The 1,757-nt window shown below is 38.6% G+C and carries 2 protein-coding genes; both read right to left on the bottom strand.

All coding sequences use genetic code 11. From position 1 onward, the window contains the following. Positions 1-61 precede the first annotated feature (61 nt). A complete protein-coding gene (locus F6K38_RS41105) occupies positions 62-886 on the bottom strand; it encodes a hypothetical protein (RefSeq protein ID WP_287360590.1) in 825 nt (274 codons plus the stop codon). A gap of 76 nt (positions 887-962) precedes the next feature. Further along, positions 963-1,757 (bottom strand): HEAT repeat domain-containing protein (locus F6K38_RS41100; RefSeq protein ID WP_287360588.1); only part of this gene is annotated, 795 nt, incomplete at its 5' end.

Here is a 1,757-nt window from a genome sequence, read left to right as displayed (position 1 = left end):
AACACTGGGAAAGAGCTGGAAAATCATGGCAAGCCCTTCCCTAAAGCACCACTAGTCACATTTACCAACGGGATGCCGATTGATAACTAGTTTTTGCTGCTTCTTGATCTTCTGCCAGTTCTTCAGGAGTCATTTTCTGGAGTGCCTTTTCATAATAAGCCTGATCAGGTTTCCCTGTATTAATCACACTTTGAAGTAATGAAGAACGTTCACCCTCTGGATAACGGGCTTTCATGTACTCTGTATAACTTGGCATCTGTGATCTCTTGGCACATTCTAAGGAATAAGCCAGTATATCTCTGCGCCCATGATATTTATCATTAATATACCCTAGTTTTTCTCCAATCAAGTCTATTTGCTCATCCTTAGCACCAGCAGCAGCAGCTACCGCTAGAACAATAGCAGTACGTTCCTGGAAGGAGGCACAAGCACCACCAACACAAAATCCGGCGTGTCCATCATTTGCTCTGCCATCAAGTGCCGCTGTTCCTCTGCCAATCATGGGTATTTTTCTAGTTTCTCCATTAGGAGTTTTGAACGTAATAGAACCGAAAAAATTAACACCATCTTCTATGAATGGTTCGAGATAACTTTCTATAGTAAAAGGTTGCCGTGGCTGGTTATCAAGGATTAATTCTACGTCAACGATTTCTGTTGATACATCCTCTGTTTTAGTTCTATCCCCATCCGGCTCGGCGTAGGCATTGCCAGTTTCAATAAACTTGATGTCTAAGATTTTATTATTAAATCTAATGCCAAGCGCTTGCAAGGCATCAACTTGTGTTTCTGGATTAGATAGCTTACTAATTATTTCTGATATACTTACCTGTTTCCAGTCTAGAGTTTTGTAGGGATTACCTTCTCTGGCTCTAATTTTATAATCCATATTTGCTATTATTTAATCACATAATTTTACTCTAGTATAGATAATATGTAAATGACTTTTTGTGCTTAATTTTACGTTAGTTAGTGTTTGCTGAAGATATCATAGCTTTTAAACGTTCCAGCAAGAATGGATCGTCCGAGTATCGCTCCAAAGCTTGTGCGGCAGGTTTGTAGCCACCGGTTTTTTCATATATAGTAATCAACGCCTGTTTGACAGCATCTCTAACGTCAGATATAGCATCATTACGCCACCTATCCACAAGGATTGTTTGCACTAATTGGGTTTGTTCTAATTGCTGGTTTGAAATATTTAAATTACCTAATGCTTCGATTACAGACACCCGTGCTACCCAATCTCCCTCTTCTAAATTTTTGAGTTTTTGAATAATTGGGTTTAAGCTATCGCTATCTCCATGTTTACCTAGAGCCTTAGCGATCGCTACACATTCATCTGGGTCTTTGTTAGTCTTGTTAGTATTGAGTTTATCAATAAGCTCACTTACAGACATATTCTCAAAATTGACCGATTGCACCGGATTATGGTCTGTTAAAAACTTGGAATCAGTAATTTTTTCTTCTAACAGTTTTTCCGCATCTTTTGGATAAACTAGCTTTAAGTAATTAAATGCATTTAGTCTATCTTCACTAGTTGAACGATTAGAATCTATAATATATTTTTTTAATGCCTCCTTGGCAGCCTTGCGGACATTACTAAATTTATCTTGTCTAATAGCTTGGTATAAGGCATCTATCCCTACGGGAGGGATTAATTTCCCCAAAGCTTGTGCTGCTTGCAGACGCACAAAACTATCATTATCCCCCAAAGTGTTAAGTAGAGCCTGAATTGCCTGATTATGATTGGCAGTGGCTGT

The sequence above is a fragment of the Moorena sp. SIO3B2 genome (assembly GCF_010692525.1).
Taxonomy (GTDB): Bacteria; Cyanobacteriota; Cyanobacteriia; order Cyanobacteriales; family Coleofasciculaceae; genus Moorena; species Moorena producens.
Note: the sequence above shows the minus strand (reverse complement) of the source record. Positions and strands in the feature narration are given on the sequence as shown.

What these genes read in the sequence shown, in the direction of transcription:
- F6K38_RS41105 (WP_287360590.1), bottom strand. Translation starts at nt 886, where the DNA reads ATGGATTATAAAATTAGAGCCAGAGAAGGTAATCCCTACAAAACTCTA.